Source organism: Streptomyces ziwulingensis (genome assembly GCF_039542605.1).
Classification (GTDB): Bacteria; Actinomycetota; Actinomycetes; order Streptomycetales; family Streptomycetaceae; genus Streptomyces; species Streptomyces ziwulingensis.
This window is the reverse complement of sequence record NZ_BAABIG010000033.1, coordinates 199,725-224,353: the sequence shown is the minus strand read 5'-3', so window position 1 is coordinate 224,353 and position 24,629 is coordinate 199,725. Positions and strand designations below refer to the sequence as shown.

Sequence of the window (24,629 nt, the reverse complement as noted above, 5' to 3'; positions counted from 1 at the left end):
GCCGCCGGCTGACCGTACAGGGCTGGTTCCAGGTGGTCCTGGCGCTGATGGCGCTCATGGTGGTGATCGGCACCGTGGTCGGTGCCCGGCTGCTCGGGGAGACCGCGGACGTCACCGACCGGCTGACCGGGCGGGTGATGCCGGCCCAGACGGAGGCGTACCGGCTCCAGGCGGCTCTGGTCAACCAGGAGACCGGTGTGCGCGGCTACGCCATCGCCGCCGACCGGCAGTTCCTCGCCCCCTACACCGAGGGCAGGAAGAGCGAGGAGCGGGCCGCGGCCCGGCTGCGCGACCTCATCGGGGACCAGCCCGGGCTCCTCGCCGACCTGGAGGCGGTCCAGCGGGAGGCGGCGGCCTGGCGGCGTACGTACGCCGAACCCCTCGTGGCCGGCGTCACCCCCGGTGAGCCCAGGACCGTCGACCGGTCGACCGCCGAGCGCGGCAAGAAGGTCTTCGACGACATCCGCGGCGTCTGGGGCGACCAGAACGAGGACCTGGCCGGGGCCGTCGCGGACGGCAAGGAGAAACTGGACCACGTCCGCACGGTCCGCACCGCCGTCCTCACCGGAATGGTCGCCGTCTTCCTGCTGACCGGGGTGGCCCTCGCCTTCCTGGTCCGGCTGCTGGTGGCCCGCCCGCTGCGGGCCCTGCGCGACTCCTCGCGCCGGGTGGCCCGCGGTGAGTTCGACCACGTCATCACCGGCGGGGGACCGGCCGACCTGACGGCGGTGGCGGACGACGTCGAGGACATGCGGCAGCGCATCGTCGCCGAACTGGGCGCCTCCCACCGGCATCAGGACGTCCTCGCCCGGCAGGCCGCCGACCTGGACGCGCAGGCCGTGGAACTGCGCCGCTCCAACGCCGAACTGGAGCAGTTCGCCTACGTCGCCTCGCACGACCTCCAGGAACCCCTGCGCAAGGTCGCCTCCTTCTGCCAGCTCCTGGAGAAGCGCTACGGCGACAAGCTCGACGACCGCGGTCTGCAGTACATCGACTTCGCCGTCGACGGCGCCAAGCGCATGCAGGTCCTCATCAACGACCTGCTCACCTTCTCCCGCGTCGGCCGCCTCAACGACGCCCGCGTCGACGTCGACCTGGACCAGGCCCTCACCAAGGCCCTGACCAACCTGGACACCGCCGCCACCGAGGCCGGCGCGGAGATCGAACGCCCCGGGGAACTGCCCCGGGTCGTCGGCGACCCGACCCTGCTCGGCATGCTCTGGCAGAACCTGATCGGCAACGCCGTGAAGTTCCGCCACCCCGAGCGCCCCCCGCGCATCCGGATCACCTGCGAGCAGGACCCGGACACTCCCGGCGCCTGGCTGATGAGCGTCGCCGACAACGGCATCGGCATCCCCGAGGAGTTCGCGGAGAAGGTCTTCGTCATCTTCCAGCGGCTGCACGGCCGGGACGCCTACGGCGGCACCGGTATCGGCCTCGCGCTCTGCAAGAAGATCGTCGAACACCACGGCGGCCGGATCTGGATAGACACCGCGCACACCGACGGCACCCGTATCTGCTTCACCCTGCCCGCAGGCGGCGACACCGCCGGCGCCACCGACTCCCGCACCGAGGAAAAGGCCCTGTCATGACGACCCCCGATGCCACCCCGATCGACGTGCTCCTCGTCGAGGACGACCCGGGCGACGAGCTGATGACGCGCGAGGCGTTCGAGGACAACAAGATCGGCAACAACCTGCACGTGGTACGGGACGGCGAGGAGGCCCTGGACTTCCTCTACCGGCGCGGCTCCCACGAGGGCGCCCCGCGCCCCGACCTGATCCTGCTCGACCTCAACCTGCCCAAGTACGACGGGCGGCAGGTGCTGGAGCAGATCAAGTCCGACGCGGACCTCAGCGACATCCCGGTGGTGGTGCTCACCACCTCGTCGGCGGAGGAGGACATCCTGCGCAGCTACAAGCTGCACGCGAACGCCTACGTCACCAAGCCGGTCGACCTGGACCAGTTCATCGCCGCCGTCCGGCAGATCGACGACTTCTTCGTCCAGGTGGTGCGGCTGCCCCGGCGCAACGCCTGACGCCGGCCGAGCGGACCGCGCTCAGCTCGGGCGGCGGCCGCTGATCCCGCCGTCGGGGTCGTCGGGCAGGGCGATGCGGGCGGTGACCCGCTTGCCGACCGGCTCGCGCCGCACCTCGAAGCCCTGGGCGAGGGCCATGACGATCTCCAGGCCGTGCTGGCCGACCCGGCCGGGAGCCGCGGCCCGGGCCACCGGAAGGGTGGGGTCGCTGTCCCACACGGTCACCTCGACCAGGTCCCCCACGATGCGTGACTCCATCAGCACCGGGCCGGGGGCGTACTTCTGGGAGTTGGTGACCAGCTCGCTGACGACGAGCTGGGTCACCTCCATCGCGCGGGCCGAGACCGGCAGCCCGTGCTCCGACTGGACGCGGGTCAGGAAGTCCACCGCGTGGTGTCGCGCCCGGGCGATGCAGGAGCTGTCGCCGTCCAGGACCACAGTGGCCTGTATCGGGCCACCGTCGAACGTGCGGGCCCCGCCGAGCGGGCCCGGATCCACTGAGTGCACTGTCGTTCCCCCATTCACGTCAGCGCGTATACCCGCGACCCCGCACCTCATGCTTCCCGGTGTGACCGGATGTCGTAGGTGAGCGTCCCGGCCTCCCGCGTTCGCGGCACGTACAGGAACTCCGCGTGCGGCGCGTGGTCGGCCGCCGACACGATGAGCGTGTGGTGGCCCGGCCGCAGCCCGTCGACCCGGTACCGGCCCGCGTGCACGGGTCCGGCCGCGACCCGCTTGCCCCGCGCGTCGATGACCGTGACCCAGCCGGCGCAGCCGGTGGGGTGGGCGGCGCAGCGGACGCCGCCGGTGACGGTCACGCCGCGTCCCGGGGCGGCGTCGTCCGCCACCCCGGCGCCGGCCGTGCCGGCCCGCGGGCAGGCGCCGGTGTCCGCCGCCACCTGCCGCTTGCCCCACTGGGCGACGAGCGCCTGCGTACGGCGTTCCATCGGGGCGCCGGGCACCGGGCTCGCCGCGGCGTCGGCCACCGGGAGCCCGCACTGCTCCGCGTAGCCGGCCAGCGTCTCGTCGAGCGCCTCCAGCTCCCGCAGCGTCGTGCGCACCCGGTCCGCGCGCGGGCCGGAAGGAGCCGGTTCCAGCTCCGCCGCCAGCTCCCGCGCCAGCGGGCCCACCCGCCGCCAGCCGTCCTCGGGGGCGCCGGTGCTCAGCGAGCGCTCCAGCGAGTCCAGGGAACGGGTCAGCTCCGCGGTGAGGTGCGCGAACCGTCCGGCGAGCCGGGGCGCGAGGTCCACGTCGATGTCGGCCGCCGCGGCGAGCGTGCGGGCGTGACCGGTGGCCGCGGTGAGCAGCGCGGTCCGGTTGTCGGTGGCGCGCTCGCGCCCGCCGAGCGGCATCCGGACCAGCGGCCGGGCCAGGCTCGCCACCTGGAACAGGGCGGCGTCCACCCCGCGGGCGACGCCGCGCAGCCGGACCGGGGCCTCGGGGTCGGCCCAGCGCGCGGCCAGCTCCGTGACCAGGTCGCGCACGGCCGCGATGTAGCCGCGTTCCGCCTCCCGGGTGATCCGGCGGCTGGAGAGCGGGAAGATCAGCGCGGCGCAGGCGGTCGCGACGAGCACGCCGAGGCCGTTGTCCAGGAGCCGTTCGCCGAGCAGGTGGTTCATGCCGCCCCAGGGCGAGGTCAGCCCGTACACCTGCACCAGCGCGACGACGAGGCCCACCACCCAGAGGGCGTACGCGCGCTGCATGCCCCAGGAACCGAGGGTGAGGCCCGCCACGATGACGGTGAGCGTGCCGTAGACGTGGCCGTGGCCCACCAGGTGGAGCAGGGCGATGCCGAGCACCGCGCCGGCCACGGTGCCGGCCATGCGGTGGCCGAACTTGCGCAGCCGCTCGTGCGTGGTGTTCGTGCCGAAGAGGGTGATCATCACGCCGATCAGCCCCCAGTAGAACCGGTGCGGGTCGATGGCGTCGGTGATCGGGCAGACGACCGCCGCGGCGACCCCCGCGTGCAGTGGTACGCGGACGAAGGGCACGGCCCGGCGCCAGCTCGTCCCGGTCCCCGCCGCGAGCGCGCGGCGGGTCGCGGCGGCCGATCCGGGCGGCAGGTTCCGCTCCAGGGCCACGGTCGGCTGGAACGGGACCTTCGCCGGGGCCTGCGGAGTGTTCCAGCCGAGCGCCAGCCAGTGGGAGAGCGATCCGGCCAGGGAGTCGAGGAGGTGGGCCACGCGGTGGCCCAGTTCGGCGGTCCGGGCCCGTCCGTCCCCGGCGTCGCCGTCGTCGCGCACGAGGTCGGCCTGCCGGCGGATCAGCGCGGCGGCGGGACGCAGCCCCTGGGCGTCGTCGAGCGGGGTGTCCCGGGCGAGGACGAGTCCGACGGCCAGCGCCTCGCGCAGCGGGGCCGGTACGTCGCGGTCGGCCAGGTCCTGCACGGCGCGGCCGATGCCGCGCAGGGCCAGCTCCGCGTCGAACAGGTGCCGGTGCAGCAGCTCCGCCATGCCGGGGTCGGCGGCCACCTCGGGCTGGGCGAGCCGCCCGTCGATGGTGACGGTGGTGACGTTGAGGCGGCGCAGCGAGCGCGCCATCCGGCGCACCGCCCGCTCCCGGTCGGCGTCGGGGTCGAGCGCGTCGACCGCGGCGTCCGCCACCCGGCGGGCCTCCACGACGAAGGCGCGCTGGGTGCGCAGCAGGTCCTCGCGCGGCATCGGGTAGCAGAGCAGCAGCCGGGTCACGAGCACCGCGAGGGCGGAGACCAGGGCGACGGCGGACGCCTTGCCCGTCAGGGCGGTCGGGATGTCGGCCATCATGCCGACCAGCAGGCCGTTGAAGAGCATCATGCCGGTGAGCAGGGCGAGCTGCCCGAACCGGGCGAGGAAGAAGGTCAGCGCCAGCGCGCAGACCATCAGCGCGATCTCCAGGGCCCGGTCGTCGTGCAGCACGGCGGCCGACCAGAGGGAGAGGGCGTACGGGAACGGCATCCATCCGATGGCCCGGGCGAGCCGTTGCCAGGTGTTCTCGGCGACGGCGAACGCGCTCATCAGGCCCATCATGCCGCCGACCATCATGCCGATCACGACGGGGACGTCGAAGGCCCGGGCCGCTCCGTAGCCGACCGCCAGCGCGGTCACCATGGCGACCAGGGTGCGCCAGCCCGCCTGGAGCTGTCCGAGGCCGGGGTCGGCCGCGAGCACCCGGTCCCACCGCTTTCTGGGCCCGCCCACCCGGCGCGGCGCGCCGCCCCGTGCGGCACCGGCCGGGTGCGGGGGAGTGCCGGGGGAAGGCGGGAGCGGTGCGGACTCCGGTGCCGTGCGGGCGTCCGGCGCCGCGGTGCCTGGGCTGATCAAGTGGTCTCCGGTTCCCTCGGGTGCGGCGGGGTGGGCAGCATCCGCGGGGCGCTCCGAGTGCCGGGCGCCGGCGCCGGGCCCGCGCTCATCGCGACTCCGCGGGACGGCGGTCCCCGGGTCACGAGAGTAGATGCATATAGCAATCATATGGACGGGGGTGGCGGGAACGCGACCATGGGCGGGCAAAATGCGCGCCGCGCGCGGCGCCGGGCTCACCGGCCGCCGGAGCGGGTGAGCCGCCGCAGCGCGCGCACGAGGGCCTCGACGCCCCGCTCCGCCTTGGACCGGGGGCAGCCGACGTTGAGCCGCAGCCACCCCGGGGAGCCGTAGGCGGACCCCGGAATCACGGCGACCTGCTCCCCCTCGATCAGCTCCCGCTGCAGCGCGTCGTCGGCCACGCCGAGCGGGCGCACATCGATCCAGGCCAGATACCCCGCCTGCGGCGGCTCCCAGCCGAGTTGCGGGAACTCCGCCCGCAGCCGGCCGGCGACCATCGCGAGATTCCCCGCCAGATAGCCGCGCAGGGCGTCCAGCCAGGGCGCCCCCTCCCGGTAGGCCGCGATGTGCGCGACCAGGGAGAGCACCGCGGGGGAGGAGAGACCGTCGGCCTCCTTCAGCGCCCGCAGATACGCGTCCCGCGAGGCGGCGTCACCGATGATCCCGTAACTGCCCGTCAGCGCCGGGATGTTGAACGACTTGGAGGCCGAGGTGACCACCGCCCAGCGGCCCTCGCCGCCGTGCAGCGCCCACGGGCGGTGGATGTGCGGGGGGTGGGCCAGATCGGAGTGGATCTCGTCACTGATCACGGCCACGCCGTACCGGGCGCACAGCCGCGCCGTGCGGTCCAGTTCGTCCGCGGTCCAGACCCGGCCCGTCGGATTGTGCGGGGAGCACAGCAGCAGGACAGTGGTGTCCGGCAGCGCCAGCAGCCGCTCCAGCCCGGCCCAGTCGTCGAGCGGGCACGGCCGCAGCTCGCGTCCGAGCGCCGCCACCGTCTTCGGGAAGGCGTCGTACATCGGTGTGTGGGCGACCACGCCCTCACCCGGGCGGGACCACAGCCGCAGGAGCCGCGACACCTGGTACACCACGGACGGGGCGTACACGATCGTCCCGGGCGCCACGGGCGTCGCGTGCCGGGTGGCGTACCAGTGGACGACCGCGGAGAGGAAGTCGTCCTGACGCCACCGCGAGTAGCCGAACACGCCGTGGTCCAGGCGGGTCCGGAGCGCCGCCACGATCTCCGGGGCGGTCTCGAAGTCCATGTCCGAGATCGTGAACGGCAGCAGGTCCGGCACGCCGAAGCGGTCCTCGACGTAGTCCCACTGCGTGCACCAGGTGCCGTGCCGGTCCACCGGGACGCCGAAGTCGTACGTCATGGTCAGCCCACCGGGATCATGGCGGCGAGGGCGTCCTTCACCGACTGGACCTGCGGCCCTATGACGACCTGCACACTGTGGGCGTCGAGCTTGACGACCCCGACGGCACCCAGCCGCTTCAGCCGCGGCTCGTCGACCCGGCCGGCGTCCTCGACCGTCATGCGCAGGCGCGTGACGCAGTTGTCCAGGGACCGGATGTTGCCGGCGCCGCCGAGGGCGTCGAGGAGGGCGACGGCGTCGTACTTGCCGGCGATCAGCCCGGCCGGTGGCCGCCCGGTCTCTGCTTCCTTCGCGTCGTCCCCGGCGCGTTCCGGCTCCGGCTCGGCGTCACGTCCGGGCGTCTTCAGGTCGAAGCGCCTGATCGCCCAGCGGAAGAGGAAGTAGTACCCGGCGAACCACACCGCCGCGATCACCGGTACCAGGTACCACTTGGTCGTCGAGCCCTGCAGCACGCCGAAGACGAGCCAGTCGATGACATTGCCGTCGGTGTTCCCGATGAAGACACCCAGCACGGCCGCGGTGAGGAAGCCGAGTCCGACCAGGACCGCGTGGATGCCGTACAGCCAGGGCGCGACGAACAGGAACAGGAACTCCAGCGGCTCCGTGATGCCGCCGACCACGCAGGCCACCACGCCGGAGACGAGCAGCGCCTTGATCTGCGGGCGCATCGTCTCGCGCGCGCAGTGGTACATGGCGAGCGCGGCGCCGGGGAGGCCGCCGAGATAGGCGGCCATCTTGCCCTGGGAGAGGAAGTGCGTCGCGTCCGTGACGGCGGAGTCCGGCGCGGCCGGGCAGTCCAGGTGGGCGTAGAACAGGTTCAGCGCGCCGGAGACGTGGTCCCCGCACACGGTTCCCGAGCCGCCGACGTCCGTGAAGCGGAACATGGCCACGAGGATGTGGTGCAGCCCGACCGGCCGCAGCAGCACCTCTCCCATGCCGAAGAAGAACGGTCCGAAGACGCCCGTGTGCCCGATGCCGCGGCCCACCGCGGTGATCCAGCCGTTGAAGGCCGGCCAGAGCAGGGGGATGAGCAGCCCGAGCACGCTCATGACGAGGGCCGAGACGATCGGGACGAAGCGCAGTCCGCCGAAGAAGGCCAGCGCGTCGGGCATCCGCTGGGTGCGGAAGCGCTGGTGGAGAAGGCTGACAACGATGCCAACGGCTACCGCGCCGAGCAGCCCCGTGTCGATGGACCGCACGCCGAGGACGTCGGCGATGCCGTAGTGCTCGATCGCCTTGCCGTCCTTGAGGTCGACGCCCTTGGCGGTGAGGAAGAAGTTCACCGCGAGGTTCATCGCGGCGAAGCCGACGAACCCCGAGAAGGCGGCCACGCCCTTGTCCTCGCGGGCGAGCCCGAGCGGGATCGCCATGGCGAAGAGGACGGGCAGGAAGGTGAAGGCGACCAGGCCCGTGTGGGCCATCCAGGTGAAGACCAGGTGGAAGCCCTCGGCCTTGAGGAGGGGGAGGTTGTCGGTGACGGCCTCGCTGGAGAGCGAGGACCCGATGCCCAGGACGATGCCGCAGAAGGCGAGCAGGGCCACCGGGAGCATGAACGTTCTGCCGAGCCCCTGGAGGAACTCCCAGAGTGCGGCTTTGGTCTTGTGCATGTGAGGGGCCCTTCGAGCCTGTGGGGGACGGACCCGGGCAGGCGCCGCGACGGCGCGCGGCGGCCCGGGCACGGGTGATCGAGCGGCCGGACCGCACGGATCACATCACAGGCGATCCGCGACTGTCCATGGAGACGGGCGGCGCGCGTCACCCGTGTGCACCGGAGACGGGTGTTTGCCGCGGTGCCGGCGGGAAAGGGGCTCTGTGACCACCGGATGCCACCATCCGGTATCCGGTGGAGGCACGGACAAGCACCGAAAGAGGAGGCTCGATGTCCTCGAAGCGACGTCGTAAGAAGAGGGCCCGCCGCAAGAACGGCGCGAACCACGGCAAACGTCCACAGAGCTAGGGTGAGGAAAGCGTCGCCTGCCCGAGGGCAGGCGACGCTTTCGCGTGTGCGGCCCGCCGCTCGTGGCAGCACCGGCTACGGCGGTACAACCGGTGGTTGTGTGCCCTGGCTGTCCGGTTGTTTGCCTCGGGTCCGTGCCGCTCGCTTAGATGCCGGTGGTCAGCAGGCCGGTGGTGAGCGGTGGGCGGGAAGCGGGGGTACGGGCATGCCGGGCAGGCGGGCGCTGGGGCGGCGGTTCAACTGGTTGTGGGCCTCGTACGCGGTCAGCTCCTACGGCACGGGGCTGTCGTTCGGCGCGTTCCCGCTGATCGCCGTTGTGGTGCTGCACTCCGGGCCGACCCAGGTGGCGGCGCTGTCCGCCGCGGGGCTGGTGGTGGGCGCCCTGGTGGCGGTGCCCCTCGGGCCCTGGGTGGAGTTCCACCGCAAACGGCCGGTCATGGTGGCGATGGACCTGATCCGGTTCGTGGCACTGCTGAGCGTTCCGGCCGCGTACGCGCTGGGCCGGCTCGGCTTCGCCCAGCTCCTCCTCGTCGCCGTCCTCGTCGCCGCGGCCAACATCGCGTTCCGGGCGGCGAGCGGCGCGTATCTGAAGGCGCTGGTGCCACCGGCGGACCTCCTCGTGGCGAACAGCCGGTTCGAGTCGACGATGTGGACCTCGACCGTGCTGGGACCACCGCTCGGCGGGGCCGCGATCGGACTGTTCGGGCCGGTGGTGACCCTGCTCGCCGACGCGGTCAGTCACCTGCTCTCGGCGCTGGGCATCCGCGCCGTCGGCGGGACGGAACCCCGCCCCGCGCCCGCCGGGGCGTCCCGCCCGCGCGCCGGCGAACTGCTCGAAGGGTGGCGCCGCATCCTCGGCCATCCCACGCTGCGCCCGCTGTTCTTCAACGCCCTCGCGGTCAACGGCCTGATCATGGCCTCCGAACCGCTGCTCGCCGTGCTCCTGCTGGACGGCCTCGGGTTCGCGCCCTGGCAGTACGGGCTGGTGTTCGCGGCGCCCTGCGTCGGGGGCCTGCTCGGCGCGCGGCTGGCGCACCGGCTGGTCGCGCGGTCCGGGCGGCGCCGGGTGCTGCTCGTCGCGGGGACGCTGCGGGCGTGCTGGCCGGTCGGGCTGGCCTTCGTCCGGCCCGGGGTCCCCGGCATGGTGCTCGTCATCGTCCTCCAGTTCGGCCTGGTGACCTGCTGCGGCCTGTACAACCCGGTGCTCGCCACCTACCGGCTCGACCTCACCGCCTCCGACCGGGTCGCCCGCACCCTGGCGGCGTGGTCCGTCAGCAGCAGCGTCGTCATCGCCGTGCTGACCGCCGTATGGGGTGTGCTCGCCGCGTTCACCGGTCCGCGCCTCGCGATCGCCGCCGACGGCCTCCTTCTCCTGGCCACACCGCTGCTGCTGCCCCGTCACCGGGACACGCCCCGCAAGACGGCGGAGCGGGCCCCGAGCCTGCCCTGACGCGGGGCCGGACGACCCGGACCCGCGGGCCGGCGCGGCGCGGGCGCAGGTCCGGTGCTCAGCCGGTCAGTTCGACGGTCGCCGTGGCGGACCGGCCGCCGGAGGCGACCGTCAGGGTGACCGTGCCCGGACGTACCGCCGTGAGGGTGTGGGTGGTCAGATCGAGGACGGCCAGGGTCCGGCGGATGCGCGCTGCCCGCTCCGCCTCGGCGGCGGACTCGGCGATCACCAGGCCGCCGGAGCCGGACCAGACGACGGTGGCGGGGTGGCGCAGCGGGAAGCGCAGCCCGTACTCGCTGGTGATCCCGGTGGCGGCGACGGCGAAGGAGCCGCCGGTGGCCAGCTCGCCCGGGGCGGTCAGTTCGACGGCGTCGATCAGCGGGGTGCTCTCGGCCCGCAGCCACTGCCGGGTCCTCGGACTCGGCAGCCCCCGCCGGATGCGGGCCGGCCGCGGATCGACGGCCACACGCATCCAGCCGAAGAAGCCGCCCTGGTCGGGGGAGCTGTACGGGGTCTTGCCGACGGCCGGGGTGGTCACCTCCAGGACCCCGTCGGCGCGGGAGACGGACGCGGTGTGGGCGTGACCGGTGAACAGTGCGACGGGTTTGCCGGACGCCTCCCGGAACTCGGCCAGCCAGCGCTTGAAGAGGTCGGCGGCGAGCCGGTCGGAGAGCTGGGAGGACCCGGCGCCGGACGGGTCGCGCAACGGATGGTGGAAGGCGACCACCACCCCGGTGACCCGGGTGTCCTTCGCGGCCTTCGCCAGTTCGGCCGCCAGCAGCGGGACCTGCTCCCAGTCCGAGGTGCGCATGTCACCGGTGTGCGAGTCCAGCAGGATGAACCGGGTGCTCTTGTGGTCGAAGACCTGGCGGTTGGGGCGCCCGGTGGCGGCGTGGAAGGCGTCCAGGCCGCCGGTGGCCGACAGACCCGCCTCGTGGTTGCCGGGCGTCCAGTACACCGGCAGACCGGCCGGCACGTGGTCGCGGAGCAGCGCGCCCGCCAGGGCGAAGTCGGCGGGGCTGTTGTCGTCGACGAAGTCGCCGTTGATCAGGAGGAAGTCGGGACCGGCGGCGACCGCCTGGTCCAGGGCCCGTGCCGCCTGCCGGCCCGAGAAGGAGTCCGGCCCGGCCGCCGCGCCGACGTGCAGGTCGGACAGGACGGCGAAGGTCCACCGGCCCCGGGGCAGCCCGCTCTGCCCGACCACGTACGGGTCGGGCGGCGGCGCCTCGGCGGCCCCCGGTGCCTGGCCCACCTGGGCGGTGAGCGCGTCGAACTCCACCGCGCCCGCGTTCTTGGCGGTCTGCGAGGTCTCCGCGAGGTAGAGCCGCAGCAGGGTGAGGGGTGCGGAGAACCCGTCGGGAAGTTCGCCGACGACTCGGCGCCAGCCGGTCCAGTCCACGGCGGTGGTGAAGGTGAACGGCACGTTGGCGGTGCCCTGGGAGCGGATCATGGCGCGCAGCCAGTGGCCGCGTCCGTCGCCCCTGACCCACAGGGCGATCCGCCGGGTGCCGGAGGGCAGGGTGATCGGGGCGCCGGCCACCGCGTACGCCGCCGAGGTGCTGGTCTGCCCGGTGAAGTCGTACGTCAGACGCAGGGCGTGGTCGTCCGGGCCGGCGCCGGGGCGGTCGGCGGCCGCCGCGGTGGCGACCGAGGCGGTGCCCCGGGCGGCCGCGGCGGTCCATGTCTCGCCCGGTTCGAACCCGGCCAGCGGTACGTCGGCCAGTCCGACCGTCACGGTGATCCTGGCCGTGACCCCGGCCACGGTCGCGGTGAGCGTGGTCGCCTTGCCGCCGGCCTCGGCGGCGCCGGTGACGGTGAGGCGCCCGTCGGGCCCCACGGTCACGTCGAGGACCGCCTCGTCGTGGTCGAGGCGGGCGTCACGGGCGGACACCGGGGCGTCGAAGCCGTCGGCGTCGTGACCGGTCAGGCCGAGCCGGCCGCTGCCGCCGGGCTCGACGGTGAGCGACTCGGCGGTGAACGCGAGCCGGTGCAGCGCTCCGACCACGCGCAGCGGGTGCTCGCCCCGGGCTCGGCCCGAGCGCGCCTCCAGCACCCCCGTGCCGGGGCGTCCGGCGCGCAGGACGCCGTCCTCCACCCGGCCCAGGGAGCCGGGCCGCGCGGTCCACCTGATGCGGTGGCTGCTCGCGTCGACGGGCGACCAGGTCTCGTCGTGGCCCGCGGCGGTGACGGCCAGGGTGAGGCCAGGGACCACGCGGTGGGCGCAGGCGCGGACGTCCAGGCCGCGCAGGGTGCCCGACCCCGTCGGCCCGAACAGGCCGAGGGCGTTGGGCACCGGTCTCTCGGCGCCGTCCGAGGGCGTGTTGACCACGCTGACGGCGGTGTCGCCGGGCCGGCGGGCGACCATGCCGGTCGAGCCCCCGCCGTCCAGCATGAACGCCTCCGCGGCGCCCAGGCGGACCATCAGTTCGGCGGTGGCGTCGTAGGTGAGCCCGGGGGAGAAGTTGGCCGAGCCGTCGACGGCGACGAGGAGGAGCCGGCGCCCGTCGGCCGGCCAGCCGACGGCGGTGCGCGGTTTGTCGGCGTCGTTGCCCTCGCTCGGCGGGAAGCCGACCGCCTCGCCGCCCCTGACGAGTACGGCGTTGCTGCCCAGGGCCGTGCGCACCTCGGCGGGGGAGTCGGACCGGTGCTCGAAGGAGACCGTGACGATGTCACCGGGGCGGGCGGCGGCGAGCCGGGAGGCGGCCGGGCCCCGGCCGACGACGATCAGTCCGCCCCCGGGCACGGCGGTGTCGGTCAGGCCGTCGTGCACCGCCGTGACCTCGCCGTCCGCGACGACGGCCTCGGCGTACGGTCCCGCTCCGTCGATGCTGGTACGCGGCCCCGGACCCCACAGCGGCGTGTAGACGGTCAGCCCGTCCGCCGGCGGGGCGGGGGAGTTGAGGGCGGCCAGCGGGCGAACGGTGCCGGCCACCGTGACCGTGCCCCGGATCAGCAGGTCGGCCAGGCGCGCGACCCGGTCCGCGCCCACCGTCACGACGGTCCTGGCCGTACTCGCGCCCTTGCGCGGCCGGCCGTCCCGGATCTCCGGGCCGATCGCGGCGCCGGTCCGGGTGAGGTCGAAGAAGTCGCCGTTGACCGCGGCGACCGCCGCCTCGGCCCCGGCCAGCGCCGACGGCGTACGTGTCTCGCTCACCTTCCCCGCGAGCAGGTCCACGCCGACGGCACGGTCGCGCAGATCGGCGTTGAGGACGTGCACGCGCGTCCAGCCGGTGCGGCCGAAGGTCGCGAAGGAGGTGAGGACGATGCCGGGGGCGACCGGCCGGTCCGTCCGGTCCACCTGCACGGACTCACCCGGAACCGTGGTCCGGTACGAGGGGACGGGGTGGCGGACGGGGTGGCGGAGCCCGCCGTCGCCACCGTGCCGCGCGCCGGTGTCGAGGCCGGGTGCCGGCCTGCCGGTGGGGACGGCCGCGGCGACGGGGCCGGACGCGGTCGCGGTGAGGGCGGCGGCCACCGCGCCGGAGAACAGGCCACGGCGGCTCAGGACGACGGATCTCTGCGGGAGTTCAGTCATGGCCATGACGTTAGGGAAAAGGAACGACCGCCGTGTGAACGCCGAGTCGATGGTCTTGGACCGCCCCCGAGGGCGATGAGCCGGTGGTCCGCAGGAGCTGGTGTAGGGTCGCGGCACTGGAAGTAGAAACGTGTGGTCACCGCTGGGCATCGACGCCGGTCGACGGCCGGGTGACGGAGCCGGGGCCACGCGCGCGTACGCGGTATCGGACGAGCCGCCACTTCTTCACCTCGAAGGAGTGCGCAGTGAATGTCCGTCGCGAGGGAACGGCCGCGAAGGCCGCCGCCCCGACCAAGACCTCCGGTCCGCCGGCCTCCCTGCGCGAAGCGGGCGCGGCCCTCGCGGGGCTGTCGGCGGTGTTCCTGTTCGAGATGCTCGACAACTCGATCCTCAACGTCGCCCTGCCGACCATCGGCCGTGAGCTGTCGGCGTCGGCGACGGTGCTGCAGTGGGTCACCGGGGTGTACGCCGTGGTGTTCGGCGGGCTGATGCTCGCCCTCGGCGCGCTGGCCGACCGGGTCGGTCGCCGCAAGGTCATGCTGGTCGGGCTGGTGCTGCTGGGGGCGGCGAGCCTGGCGACCGCGTTCGTCACCACGGCGGAGCAGCTCATCGCGGTCCGCGCGGCGATGGGCGTCGCCGCCGCGATGACCACGCCGGGCTCCCTCGCCCTGGCGTTCCGCCTGTTCGACGAGGACGGGCTGCGCGTCCGTGCGACGACGCTGATCTCGACCGTGGGACTGGCCGGACTCGCGATCGGGCCCACGGCAGGCGGCCTGGTGCTGGCGTTCGCTCCGTGGCAGGTGCTGCTGCTGGTGAACGTGCCGGTCGCCGCACTCGCGTTCATCGGCATCCGCCGCGGCATCCCCGCCGACCAGGCGAGCGGTCCGCACCGGGCCCCGACCGACCGCGCGGGTGCCCTGCTCGGCACGGCCGCGATCGTGCTCGCGCTGCTCGCACCGACGCTGTTCGTCGACGCGGGCGCCGCGTCACCGCTGCCGTGGCTGGCCGCGGCGACGGCCGTCGTGGCGGCGGTACTGTTCGTCGCCCGCGAGCGCACTGCCCGCCATCCGCTGCTCGATCTCGCACTCCTCGCCCGCCCCCTCGTGTCGAGCGGCCTGGCGTTCAAGGCCGCCGCGAGCCTCGCCACCGCCGGCCTCGGCTACCTCGTGACCCTGCAACTCCAGCTCGACTGGGGCTGGACGCCCGCGCACGCGGCCCTGGGAATGCTGCCGCAGGTCGTCGTGCTCATCGCCGGGGGCGCCCTCATCGGTCCGCTGATCACCCGCGTCGGTCTCGACGGGGCCGCCCGGCTCGGCGCCGCGGCCGTCGTGTGCGGACTCGCCGTCTACGGGCTGCTGGGCCGCTTCGGGTACGGGTGGGTCGCCCTCGCGCTCGCGCTGGTCGCCGCCGGTATGCGGGTCGTGGGTGTCGTCGCCGGGACCAACGTGATGCGTGGCCTCCCGGCCGACCGCACCACCGTCGGAGCGGCACTGGTGGACACCGTCGGTGAGGTCACCACCGGGATCGGCATCGCGGTCAGCGGGACCGTCCTCGCCAAGCTCCTCACCGGCGACATCGCCACGGCGACCTGGAGCACTCAGCAGACCGCGCGGTTCCACGAGGCGGTCACCCGGGCCGGCCTCACGCTCACCGTCCTGGCCGCGGCGCTGGTCGGATGGGGCATCAGCCGGGCCCGCCGGCCCGGCGCGGCACGGACGGCGAGCAGCCCCGGGCACTGACCCTCCGGCACCGCGCGGACCCGGTCCCGCCAGGCGCCGCGCGGACTCACTCCCCCGCGCGCCGAGCCGCGGCAACGAATCGCCGTGCGCGCGGGCTTGCGGCGGGGGCGGGGGGCTGCCGCATGCTGCGAGGAGACGTCGACGGAGCCCGGGCCGACGAGTTGATGGGGGAGACGGATGAGGGCTGATGGGGGGGAGACGGATGAGGGTTGATGGGGGGAAACGGATGAAGGCGATCGTTCAGGACCGGTTCGGCCCGCCGGACATCCTGCGGCTGGCGGACATCGACCGTCCCGAGGCCGGGCCGGGCCAGGTGCTGGTGCGCGTGCGGGCCGCCGCGCTCAACCCGTACGACTGGCACATGATGCGCGGTGACCCCTACGTGGCCCGGCTGATGGGGGGCATGGGACTGAGGCGGCCGAAGTCTCCGGTGGCGGGACTCGACGCGGCCGGGCAGGTGGCGGCGGTCGGCGCCGGTGTGCACGGGCCGGTGCCCGGCGACGAGGTGCTCGGGTTCTGCCCGGGGTCCTTCGCCGAATACGCGCGCACCACCCCCGACCTGCTGGTGCCCAAGCCCGCGAGCCTGACCTTCGAGCAGGCCGCCGCCGTGCCGCTGGGGGCGGTCACCGCCCTGCGCGGCATCCGTACCGTGGGCCGGACGCGAGCCGGACAGCGGGTGCTGGTCAACGGCGCCGCCGGCGGCGTGGGCACCTTCGCCGTGCAGATCGCCGCGGCCCTGGACGCCGAGGTCACCGGAGTGTGCGGTACGCGCAACGTCGAGCTGGTGCGCTCGCTGGGTGCCGCGCACGTCCTGGACCACACCCGTGAGGACTTCACCGAGGCGGGCGTGCGCTACGACGTGATCCTGGACAACGTGGGCAACCACCCGCTGAACCGGCTGCGCCGGGTACTGGCCCCGACGGGCACCCTGGTGGCCAACGGCGGCGGCGCACCCGGCCATGTCTTCGGGGCGGTGGGGGCCACCCTGCGACTGGTCGCGGCCGGGGTGTTCGCCCGCCCCAGGCTCCGCGTCCTCGTCCCGGCGGTCCCGGCCGGGCCGACCCGCGAGGACCTGCTCGCCGTCACCGCGCTCATCGACACCGGCCGCGTCACCCCCGTGATCGACCGGACCTACCCGCTGGCCGACACGGCGGAAGGCGTACGCCATGTGGAGTCGGGCCACGCCCGGGGCAAGGCCGTGATCACCGTGGCGTGAACCCGAGGTCCGAAGGCGGGGGCTCGGACCCCGGACATCGGGCACGTCGTTCGTGCGGGCGGGGCCGGACCGGCCGGACCGCCGGCGGCGCGTGCCGCTCCGGTTCACGGCGTGACGAGACGACGCAGCGCCAGGTGGGCCAGCGGGGCGTAGGCGGCCAGCGCCGGCGCCGGACCCCGCATCCGCAGCCGGGTCCGCGTCCCGTCCCCCTGCGGCACGACGTCGTGCGTCAGCCGCACCCGCACCGGACCGAGCCGGACCCGCCAGCTCCAGGTGCGGTGACCGTCGTCGACGGACTCGACGGCGAAGGCGACGCGGAGCCCGAGGAAGGAGCGGACGGTGCCGCGCACCCCGGGCGCGATCCGCTCCGCCCCGGTGTCCACGCCGACGATCTGCGGCGACCACTCGGACCAGCGCCGGAAGTACACGTACCGGCACCACACGGTGTCGGGGCGGGCCGCGCCGGCCGCCCGCAGAGTCAGTTCCGCCATGGCCGGCCGCCGTACGCCAGTGATCCGCGTCCCATGAGCAGTGCCGCTCCCGTCCGGTCCGAGGTGAGCCCCGGCACCAGGATCGCGGGAGCGCCCGCCTCCCGCATGTTGTCGTACGCCCACCGCGACCGTACGTCACGACCGCTTCCCGCCGCGGCAACGGCCCGGCGCGGGGAGTGACGCACCCGTCCGGCCGTTCCCGGCGCATCCCTTGCCGGTGCCGGTCGTTAGGGCCGACATGATCAAGAAGCTCGCCACCGCCACCGCCACCGCCTCAGCCCTCGCCGTCGCCTTCTTGACGGTCACCCCGGCGGCGCACGCCGCACCGCTCCCCGAGCCGTCCGCCGGCATCCCCGGAGGCCGGTTCCTCGAAGGTCTCCTCGGAGCGCTCGAGATCGGGCACCCGGCCTCCTCGGCGCAGTCCCTTCTGCCCGCGGGCGTCCGCAGCAAGTAGGCAGCGGCACGTCCGACGGGGCACCGGCGGCCGGCGGACGCCTCAGCGCGTCCCTCGGCACGTGCGGCTCCCCGGTCAGCCGGTGACCGCGGGCGACCGCCAGGTGGCCCGTACCAGATCGCGTTCGGTGTGGGCCAGATAGACGGCCGCGGCGAGCCACGCCCGTGCGTGGCCGTCCGGGTCGGCCTCCTCGACGCGTCCGAAGACGTCCCGCGTGCGGCGGTCGGCCTCGGCGGTCAGACCCGCCGCGAGAGCCGCCGCCGTACGGAACCCGCCGCGCCGCAGTGCCGCCCCGGCGCCGCCGCGGTCACCGTCGCGCGCGGGTTCGGCGACGGCCCTGCGGCCGCCGGAGACGGCGACCTCGACCAGGCGGCGCAGTTGCCACAGCGGGGCCTCGGCCAGCGGGTCCGGCGCGGGACCGGTCGCCTCGTCCGAGGAGGCCAGGGCTTCGGGCGCCGGGAAGTGCGCGCCTTCGAGCCGGTCGTAGCCCAGGTCGGCGTGGCCCGCCCACGGCGCGGGCAGCCGTAGCGTCGCCTCGGCCGGCGTGCCGGGCACGGGGGCGATTGCGAGTGGCCGCAGGGTCGCCGCGCGGTCGGGGTCGGGGCGGCCGACGACCCGCAGGCGCAGCCCGGGCCGCGACGCGAGCCGCTGGAAGTTGGCCGTGTGGGCCAGCCCGGGGTGGCTGCTCGCCGGCGCCAGGCGGAGCGGAAGACCGGCACCGTCCGGAAGACCGGCACCGTCCGGGAGGCCGGGAAGCAGCTCACGGGCGAGCAGGTGGTCCCCGACCGCGCCGGTCAGGACCAGATCGCAGCCGATCAGGCCCCGGGCCGCTGCCCCGGACCGCTCCGTGTCCGCTCCCGCGTCCGCCGCGAGCCGGGCGGCCACGGCCTCCGCCAGGGGCCGCGCGAAGAGGGCGGCGAGCGGGCCGGAGGTCCAGGACAGCCCGGTGAGCGCAGTGGCCCGTACCTCCTTGCCGGCGCCCAGCCGGCCCTCCGCGGAGAACGTCGCACCGGAGACCAGCAGCCCGCCGCGGGCCAGCCCCGCGTGGTCGAGGCCGCCGGAGCCGAGAGCGACGGTGGCCGTGGCGGCGCCTCGCGCCCGAGCCGGCCCGCCGGGTCTGACGTCGGAGACGGTGAACCAGTGGCCCTCGTCGGAGACGAGGTGGGTGACCACACCGCCGTAACCGGTGGCCGTGATCACCGGCTCCCGGCAGACGCCCTGGAGACGCAGTGCGCCGCCCGGCCGGTAGGTACGGCGGGCGGTGCCGACGAGAGCGGGGTCCGGGTCGCCCGCGGCCAGCCGGCCGGTGGTGAGCAGGAGTTCGCTCAGCGCCGCGACCAGGTCGGCCAGGCGGTGTCCGTCGTGCTGGGCGCGGGCGCCGCGCAGTCGGCGGACCACCCGCAGGGCGGCCGCCTCGGCGCGGTGCAGCCCGGCGAGCCGGGCCGTGTGCGCGGCCCGCAGCAGTTCCGCCTGCGGCACCGCGCCCGCGGCCGGGACACCGCCGGCGAGCACGGCCGCGGCGGCGCCCCACAGTACGGCCGCGGCCGCCACCTGCGCCTCGGTGAGGCGGTCGGGCTGCGGGGCGGGCGCGGCAGCGGGTCCGGGGTGTGCGGGCTGCTCCGGGAGGCCGGCGTGGCCGGGGAGGTGGGCCGGGGGAGTGCCGTCGGCGGCCGTGGCCGTCGGCGGTGGCTCGGGCAGCGGTTCCGGGTCCGCCACCGGGCAGGCGGCGAGTACGGCCGCGCGGTGCAGGCAGCGGGGCGCGAGCAGGCAACCGCACTGCGCCTGCCCCGCCTCGGTGACCGTTCCGGAGGGGCCCGGCGTCAGGGTGACCTCGGTGTCCTCGCCGCAGCGCACCCGCCGGACGGCGCCGTCGGTGACGACCGGCACGGCAGCGTACGCCGCGATAGCGGCGTCCAGCTTCTTGCGCAGCCGCGAGGTCAGGGCCTCCACGGCGGCGGCGGCCACGTCGGGAGCGACCGGGGGCAGTTCGGCGTTCATCGGGTCTCTCCGCGCAGACGGTCGCCCACCCAGCGGGCGAGAGCGAGGGGGCTGAGGGCGGCGACGGGCATACCGGCCGCTACCAGTTGCCCGGCGACGGGCACCGAGTAGCGGGGGGTGCCGGTGTCGTCCAGGGCGGCGCAGCCCATGAGATGGACTCCGGAGGCCGCGAGCGCCCGCACCTCGCCGAGGAGTCCGCCCACCGGGTAGCCCTCCTCGAAGTCGCTCACCACCACCACAAGGGTCCGGCTGGGCACGGTCACCAGGGAACGGGCGTGCGCGAGACCGGCCGCGATGTGCGTGCCGCCGCCGACCCGGACCTCCAGCAGCAGCGACAGCGGGTCGTCGACCCGGTCGGTCAGGTCGATCACGTCCGTCGAGAACGCGAGGAAGTGGGTGGACAGGGTGGGCACCCCGCCCAGCACGGCCGCGGTCAGCGCCGACCAGACGACGGACGCCTCCATCGACCCGGACACGTCGACCACCAGGATCAGCCGCCAGTCGGCCTCGGTACGGGAACGGGTGCTGAAGACCGGCCGCTCCGGGACGACCAGGGTGCGGCCGTCGGCCGTCCGGCGGGCGTGCGCCAGATTGGCCCGCAGGGTGCGCGGCAGATCGATCCGGCCGCCGGGACGGCGGGTCGGCCGGGGCGTGGCCAGCCCGGTCAGCGCCGGGCGCAGCCGGGTGGCCAGCTCCTTGGCCAGCTCGTCCACGAGGCGCCGCACGAGGGGGCGCAGCCTTGCCAACCGCTGCTCGGGCATTGCTCCGGCGAGGGAGAGCACGGAGGTCAGCAGGTCGACCGAGGGCCGGACCGCCCCGGGGTCGATCTCCGTCAGGACGTCGGTGCGGCCCTGGTCGGCGGCGCGGGCGAGGACCTCCTCACGGAGTTCCGCGCCGAACAGCGCGTCCAGTTCCCCGGCCCACTCGCGGGCCGTGGGGAAGGACGCCTCCTGGCCGCCGCCCTGTCCCCGGCCGCTTTCCCGGCCCAGGTCCGAGGAGCCCTCTCCCCGGCCGGAGCCGTACAACTCGTCGAGCGCGTGGGCGTAACGGCGGGCATGCCGGGGGAGTCGGTCGTGCTCCCGGCCCAGGAGCAGCCGCCAGCGGTCGGTGGGGGTGAGGGCGGGGGCGCGGGCGCCGGAGGGCGCAGAGGTGCGGGTGCCGGACGGCACGGTGCCCGCGCTCCGGCCGGTGGGGGCGGGCCCGTGTCCCGGCGTCTTCGGCGGGTGCGCCCGCGCCGGGGGTGCCGCCGGTGGGCGCGGTGCCGCCGGGAGCGGCTGGGCCGGCACCGGTGCCGGGAGTGGTACGGCCGGCACCGGCAGACCGAGGGAGGTGACCGCCGCGAGTCCCGCCGTGTCGGCGGCCGTCCACAGCGCGAGCATCCCCGGCGAGGCGCTCAACGAGAGGTCGATACGGTCGCCGAGACGTTCGGTCACGGTGTGCAGCAGCCGGTCGCGGCCGGCCGGGCTGAGGGTGTCGAAGCCGCCGCGCAGGGCGGGCAGCCGGTCCAGGAACCCCTGGTCGGTCAGCGTGTCGACCCGGTCGAGGAGCGGGTCGAGCGCGGCCGGCGCCGACCGCAGCAGCGGAGCGGCGGCGCCCAGCAGTCCGGCGAGGCGGCGGGCCAGCGCCAACCGCGCGTCCGGGCCGGTGGCCGTGTCGATCCAGCCGGCGGCACGCGCGCCGAGCGTGGCGGTGTCGTCGAGGTCGAGCAGCACCCGGGAGGCCAGGGCGGCGCCCTGGACGAGCGGGGAGCCGGTCCGCGCGAGCGCGCCCAGCGCCTCGTCCATCCGCAGTCCGAGGCGGTGTTCGCCGGCCCGTGCGGCCAGCGCGACGAGTGCGGCCGCGTCCTCCCGCCGGTCGCTGCCCGCGAGCCCCGGCAACGCCCGTACCGCCGCCTCCAGCAGTTCGGCGGCGAGGGCGGCGGCCGCCCGGCGTTCCTTCGGCGAGGTGCCGGGCAGGTGGCCCCGGCGCAGCGCCTCCAGCAGATCGAGCGCGGTGAGGAGTTCGGGGAGGGCGGCGGTGGCGGGGAGCACCTCGGCGGCGTCCGCCAGGCGTTCGGCGACCAGCGCGGGCAGGTCGCACCGGGCGGCCTTCTCCAGTGCGGTGAGGACCAGGGCGGCGGTGGGTCCGCCGGCCGCCGACCCCCTGCGGAACTCCTCCCGCAGGGAGCCCTCGGCGGCCAGGGCCGCGGTCACGCCCCTGATACCGGCCAGGTCGAGCCGGACCGGTACGGCCGGCGTCCACGACAGCCGCCAGCGGGTGGTCAGCGCGCTGCCGTCGCCGGTGCCCGCCACCCGCAGGTCCTCGCCGTAGCCCGCGCCGCACACCGCGAGCCGCCGCAGCAGGATCTCGCGGCGGCCGTCCAGGGCGGAGCGCAGCGGGTCGAGCCGCACCTCGCGCGCGGCCGGGTCGTCCGGGCAGGGCAGCCGCAGCGCGGCGAGTTCGGCCTCCACGCGGGGCCCGAGTCCGGACCGCGGGGTGCCCGGCGCGGTCCGGCCCCGTACGGTGCCGACCAGCACCACTTCCAGCGCCCGCGCCAGGGCCCGGCCGCGGCCCAGCGGCTCGCCCTGGCCCATCACGGTCGTCAGCGCCTCCAGCACCTCGCCCCGCCCCGGCGCCGCGAGCCCCCGCAGCCGGGCCAGGTCGCAGGCGACCCGCAGGGTCTCGGCGGCCTCGCCGGTGCCCGCGGTGTGTCCGGCCGCGCGCAGTTCCCGGCACACGTCGGTGATCGCCCGCGCGGCGGCGTCGCGCAGCCGGCCGGGGTCCCCGGCGGCCGTGAACACCGCCTGCTGCCAGCGCGGGTCCCGGATGCCGGCCGGATAGCCGGACCGGGAGTCCAGCAGATCGAAGGCGTACGGCACGAGCGAGGTGACCACGGTCGGCGGCTCGCCCGCCGCGGAACGGCCGGGACCCGCCTGGTCCGGCACCCGGCCGAGCGTGCGCCCGTCCGACGGCCCGTCGCCCGCGCCGGACGCGGCGGATACGGGACGGCCCTCGGCCGTGTCCAGGGACGTACCGCCCGCCGGCGCGGTCGGCACATCCGCCAGCGCCGGGGCGTGGAAGGCGCCGACGACGGCCGCGACGGCCCGGCCGGCCGCCCCGGCCCGGGCGATCACCTCCCGCATGTGCGCCTCGCGGGCGAGGTCCACCGCCGGTACGCCGCCCGCCGACTCGGCGTCGCGGCGCAGCGCCCAGCCCACACCGAGCGCGGCCCGCCGGACCGCCTCCGGCGGGCAGCCGGGCGCGAGGACCTCCACGCACCGGTCCCACAGGTCGTCGCCGTCCCGGCCGGTCCCCGCGGCGGCGAGCGCGGCCGCGAAGGCGGTGGGGGCGGGTGCGGGGACGGTGGCGGCGGGTGCGGCGGGGGCGTGGCCGGGGGCGTCGGGCACGCTCCCGGGGTCCGGCTCCCGCGGTCCGTCCGGCCCAGTCAGCGGCCCGGGGTCGGTCCGGCCCGTCAGCGGCCCGGGGTCCGTGCGGCCCGCGAGCGGCCCGGCGTCTGCCGGGCCCACCGGTGGCCCGGCGTCGGCCCGGTCCCGGGGAGCGGCGGGGTGCCACCGGGAGTCGGACATCGGCAGGTCGCAGCAGACCACCTCGGCGCCCCGCTCCCGGGCCCAGCGGACCGCGGCGAGTTCGGGGGAGAAGTCGGCGAACGGGTAGAAGCCGAGCCGTCCGCCCGCACCGGTGCCGGCCAGCGCCACGGGCGCCACCGTGCCCGGCGCGGCCAGATGGGTGAGCCAGGGCTGGAAGTCGGCGGGCAGCTCCACACACACCACCTCCGCGCCGGAGGCGTCCAGCAGCGCGGGCACGGCGGCGGCCAGCGCCGGACTGTGGTGCCGTACGCCCAGCAGGTACGGCAGCACCGAGTCGGCGAGGTCGAGGACGGCCGTCCTGGGGTCCTGAGTGTGTGTCACCGAAGGTTCTCCCGCAGCTCCCACAGGCGGCGCCACATCGCGGAGCCGTCCTCGGCGCGGCGGCGCACCGGCCCGTCCCAGTAGCCCAGCAGCCGCGCGTGGTCGGCCGGGTCGTCCTTGCGGACCACACCGAGGAGGTGCCCGGGAACGAGGTCGAGCAGGTCGCCCCCGGGCAGGTACGCGGCGGCCACCCCGAGAGAGGCGGCGACCTGCACGGCCTCGGCGGTGGACATCACCGTGCCGGGCCGCTCCACGTCCCAGCCCTCGGCGGAGCGCCCGGCCCGCAGGTCGCGGAAGACGGTGACCAGGACGTCGAGGACCGCGTCGTCGACGCCGAAGACCGCGCCCGCCCGCTCGACGGCGGCGACGGCCTGCCGGCGGACCAGGGCGGTCTCGGCGCCGACGTCCGCGATGGGGTGCACGGTCTCGAAGTTGAACCGGCGCTTGAGCGCGGCGGACATCTCCGAGACACCGCGGTCGCGCAGGTTGGCGGTGGCGACGACGGTGAACCCGGGAGCGGCCGGCACCTGGGCGTCGTCCGTGCCGGACAGTTCCGGCACACTCATCCGCCGGTCGGACAGGATCGACACCAGGGCGTCCTGCACCTCGGGCAGACAGCGGGTGATCTCCTCCACCCGCGCCACCCGGCCGGACCGCATGGCGGCCAGCACCGGCGAGTCGACCAGTGCCCGCGGGGTCGGGCCCTGGGCGAGCAGCAGGGCGTAGTTCCAGCCGTAGCGCAGGGCGTCCTCGGTGGTGCCCGCGGTGCCCTGCACGGTCAGCGCGCTGGTGCCGCTGACGGCGGCCGACAACAGCTCGGAGAGCATCGACTTGGCGGTGCCCGGCTCGCCGACGAGGAGCAGCCCGCGCTCCCCGGCGAGGGTGACCACACACCGCTCCACCAGAGCGCGTTCACCGACGAACTTGGGGGTGATCACCAGTTTGCCGGGCAGTGTGCCGTGCGGCCCGGGGAGGGCGAGGGCCGCCCCGGCGCTGCCGCAGACGAAGGTGATCACGGAGCGGGGCGTCAGCCGCCAGCCGGGTGGGCGGGGGCCGGTGTCGTGGGCGGCGAGGAAGGCGAGTTCGGTGGCGTGGCGTTCTTCGGCGGGCAGGGTCTGCCGGGCCGGAACGGCCGTCGCCGTGTCGGTCAGAGACATGGGCGTCCTTG

The 24,629-nt window shown here is 75.4% G+C and carries 16 protein-coding genes; 7 read left to right on the top strand and 9 right to left on the bottom strand.

What is annotated here, in order from left to right:
- Positions 1–47 precede the first annotated feature (47 nt).
- Complete coding sequence (locus tag ABEB00_RS18300; RefSeq protein ID WP_345620917.1) at positions 48–1,592, top strand: sensor histidine kinase; 1,545 nt, start codon at positions 48–50, stop codon at positions 1,590–1,592.
- A complete protein-coding gene (locus ABEB00_RS18295) occupies positions 1,589–2,038 on the top strand; it encodes a response regulator (RefSeq protein WP_345620851.1) in 450 nt (149 codons plus the stop codon). The genes ABEB00_RS18300 and ABEB00_RS18295 overlap by 4 nt, the downstream gene beginning before the upstream one ends.
- A gap of 21 nt (positions 2,039–2,059) precedes the next feature.
- Here ABEB00_RS18295 and ABEB00_RS18290 read toward each other — a convergent pair whose 3' ends face one another.
- The 4 genes from ABEB00_RS18290 to malX all read right to left on the bottom strand — a co-directional run bounded on the left by ABEB00_RS18290 (position 2,060) and on the right by malX (position 8,320).
- Entirely contained in the window at positions 2,060–2,536 is a 477-nt protein-coding gene (locus tag ABEB00_RS18290; RefSeq protein WP_345620850.1) for an ATP-binding protein, read from the bottom strand.
- Between the two features lie 56 nt (positions 2,537–2,592).
- Complete coding sequence (locus ABEB00_RS18285; RefSeq protein ID WP_345620849.1) at positions 2,593–5,337, bottom strand: FUSC family protein; 2,745 nt, start codon at positions 5,335–5,337, stop codon at positions 2,593–2,595.
- A gap of 212 nt (positions 5,338–5,549) precedes the next feature.
- Complete coding sequence (locus tag ABEB00_RS18280) at positions 5,550–6,713, bottom strand: MalY/PatB family protein (protein ID WP_345620848.1); 1,164 nt, start codon at positions 6,711–6,713, stop codon at positions 5,550–5,552.
- A gap of 2 nt (positions 6,714–6,715) precedes the next feature.
- A complete protein-coding gene (malX, locus tag ABEB00_RS18275; protein WP_345620847.1) occupies positions 6,716–8,320 on the bottom strand; it encodes a maltose/glucose-specific PTS transporter subunit IIBC in 1,605 nt (534 codons plus the stop codon).
- Positions 8,321–8,592: 272 nt separating this feature from the next.
- Between malX and ABEB00_RS36080 the strand changes: the two genes are divergently transcribed.
- Entirely contained in the window at positions 8,593–8,670 is a 78-nt protein-coding gene (locus ABEB00_RS36080) for a 50S ribosomal protein bL37 (RefSeq protein ID WP_373301916.1), read from the top strand.
- Between the two features lie 205 nt (positions 8,671–8,875).
- A complete protein-coding gene (locus ABEB00_RS18270; protein ID WP_345620846.1) occupies positions 8,876–10,120 on the top strand; it encodes an MFS transporter in 1,245 nt (414 codons plus the stop codon).
- Between the two features lie 58 nt (positions 10,121–10,178).
- Here ABEB00_RS18270 and ABEB00_RS18265 read toward each other — a convergent pair whose 3' ends face one another.
- Positions 10,179–13,655: a phosphodiester glycosidase family protein gene (locus ABEB00_RS18265; RefSeq protein WP_345620844.1), complete on the bottom strand. Its 3,477-nt coding sequence runs from the start codon at positions 13,653–13,655 to the stop codon at positions 10,179–10,181.
- A gap of 245 nt (positions 13,656–13,900) precedes the next feature.
- Between ABEB00_RS18265 and ABEB00_RS18260 the strand changes: the two genes are divergently transcribed.
- The gene (locus tag ABEB00_RS18260) at positions 13,901–15,394 is read left to right on the top strand and encodes an MFS transporter (RefSeq protein WP_345620842.1); all 1,494 of its coding nucleotides are present in this window, start codon (positions 13,901–13,903) and stop codon (positions 15,392–15,394) included.
- Positions 15,395–15,620: 226 nt separating this feature from the next.
- Entirely contained in the window at positions 15,621–16,610 is a 990-nt protein-coding gene (locus ABEB00_RS18255) for an NAD(P)-dependent alcohol dehydrogenase (protein WP_345620841.1), read from the top strand.
- A 104-nt stretch (positions 16,611–16,714) separates the two neighbouring features.
- Here ABEB00_RS18255 and ABEB00_RS18250 read toward each other — a convergent pair whose 3' ends face one another.
- Positions 16,715–17,101, bottom strand: coding sequence for an SRPBCC family protein (locus ABEB00_RS18250; RefSeq protein WP_345620840.1), 387 nt, complete (start codon positions 17,099–17,101; stop codon positions 16,715–16,717).
- Between the two features lie 238 nt (positions 17,102–17,339).
- Here ABEB00_RS18250 and ABEB00_RS18245 point away from each other — a divergent pair, with 238 nt between their 5' ends.
- The gene (locus ABEB00_RS18245) at positions 17,340–17,555 is read left to right on the top strand and encodes a hypothetical protein (protein ID WP_345620839.1); all 216 of its coding nucleotides are present in this window, start codon (positions 17,340–17,342) and stop codon (positions 17,553–17,555) included.
- 75 nt (positions 17,556–17,630) lie between these two features.
- Here ABEB00_RS18245 and ABEB00_RS18240 read toward each other — a convergent pair whose 3' ends face one another.
- Genes ABEB00_RS18240 through ABEB00_RS18230 form a run of 3 tightly spaced genes read right to left on the bottom strand, consistent with a single transcriptional unit; the run spans position 17,631 to position 24,618 of the window.
- The gene (locus ABEB00_RS18240) at positions 17,631–19,553 is read right to left on the bottom strand and encodes a hypothetical protein (RefSeq protein ID WP_345620838.1); all 1,923 of its coding nucleotides are present in this window, start codon (positions 19,551–19,553) and stop codon (positions 17,631–17,633) included.
- Entirely contained in the window at positions 19,550–23,461 is a 3,912-nt protein-coding gene (locus tag ABEB00_RS18235; RefSeq protein ID WP_345620837.1) for a vWA domain-containing protein, read from the bottom strand. The genes ABEB00_RS18240 and ABEB00_RS18235 overlap by 4 nt, the downstream gene beginning before the upstream one ends.
- Positions 23,458–24,618, bottom strand: a complete 1,161-nt coding sequence (locus tag ABEB00_RS18230) for an ATP-binding protein (protein WP_345620836.1) — start codon at positions 24,616–24,618, stop codon at positions 23,458–23,460. The genes ABEB00_RS18235 and ABEB00_RS18230 overlap by 4 nt, the downstream gene beginning before the upstream one ends.
- Between the last annotated feature and the right edge of the window lie 11 nt (positions 24,619–24,629).

What these genes read in the sequence shown, in the direction of transcription:
- ABEB00_RS18300 (WP_345620917.1), top strand. Translation starts at nt 48, where the DNA reads ATGGCGCTCATGGTGGTGATCGGCACCGTGGTCGGTGCCCGGCTGCTC.
- ABEB00_RS18295 (WP_345620851.1), top strand. Translation starts at nt 1,589, where the DNA reads ATGACGACCCCCGATGCCACCCCGATCGACGTGCTCCTCGTCGAGGAC.
- ABEB00_RS18280 (WP_345620848.1), bottom strand. Translation starts at nt 6,713, where the DNA reads ATGACGTACGACTTCGGCGTCCCGGTGGACCGGCACGGCACCTGGTGC.
- malX (WP_345620847.1), bottom strand. Translation starts at nt 8,320, where the DNA reads ATGCACAAGACCAAAGCCGCACTCTGGGAGTTCCTCCAGGGGCTCGGC.
- ABEB00_RS36080 (WP_373301916.1), top strand. Translation starts at nt 8,593, where the DNA reads ATGTCCTCGAAGCGACGTCGTAAGAAGAGGGCCCGCCGCAAGAACGGC.
- ABEB00_RS18270 (WP_345620846.1), top strand. Translation starts at nt 8,876, where the DNA reads ATGCCGGGCAGGCGGGCGCTGGGGCGGCGGTTCAACTGGTTGTGGGCC.
- ABEB00_RS18265 (WP_345620844.1), bottom strand. Translation starts at nt 13,655, where the DNA reads ATGACTGAACTCCCGCAGAGATCCGTCGTCCTGAGCCGCCGTGGCCTG.
- ABEB00_RS18255 (WP_345620841.1), top strand. Translation starts at nt 15,621, where the DNA reads ATGAAGGCGATCGTTCAGGACCGGTTCGGCCCGCCGGACATCCTGCGG.
- ABEB00_RS18250 (WP_345620840.1), bottom strand. Translation starts at nt 17,101, where the DNA reads ATGGCGGAACTGACTCTGCGGGCGGCCGGCGCGGCCCGCCCCGACACC.
- ABEB00_RS18245 (WP_345620839.1), top strand. Translation starts at nt 17,340, where the DNA reads ATGATCAAGAAGCTCGCCACCGCCACCGCCACCGCCTCAGCCCTCGCC.
- ABEB00_RS18240 (WP_345620838.1), bottom strand. Translation starts at nt 19,553, where the DNA reads ATGAACGCCGAACTGCCCCCGGTCGCTCCCGACGTGGCCGCCGCCGCC.
- ABEB00_RS18230 (WP_345620836.1), bottom strand. Translation starts at nt 24,618, where the DNA reads ATGTCTCTGACCGACACGGCGACGGCCGTTCCGGCCCGGCAGACCCTG.